This is a genomic window from Streptomyces sp. SP17BM10 (assembly GCF_036322405.1).
Classification (GTDB): Bacteria; Actinomycetota; Actinomycetes; order Streptomycetales; family Streptomycetaceae; genus Kitasatospora.
In genome coordinates, this window is record NZ_JAQYXB010000525.1 from 1 (window position 1) to 322 (window position 322).

Annotated in this window: 1 pseudogene; it reads left to right on the forward strand. The window is 74.5% G+C overall.

The features are described 5' to 3' along the window. Positions 1–151 precede the first annotated feature (151 nt). Positions 152–322, forward strand: a pseudogene (locus PUR71_RS10665) (carboxyl transferase domain-containing protein); the annotation flags it as partial.

The following is a 322-nucleotide window of genomic DNA, read 5'->3' on the forward strand; positions in this document are numbered from 1 at the left end:
CGGTGGCCGTGTCTTTTTTAGGTGCCGGCGTCTCAGCGGCGCGGGGGGGGGGGGCGGCGCCACCCCCCGCCTCAGGCTCGTCGTGGTGTGAGTTTCTCACCCGGTTGGTCCAGCTCCTTATCGCCCCCCCGCCCCCCCCCGCCCCGACGTCCGGCACCGGCCGAGCGCGAAGGCCACCGAGGCCCAGCACGCGAAGGGCCAGCTGACCGCCCGCGAGCGCATCGACCTGCTCCTGGACGAGGGCTCCTTCCACGAGGTGGAGCCGCTGCGCCGGCACCGCGCCACCGGGTTAGGGCTGGAGGCCAAGCGCCCCTACACGGAC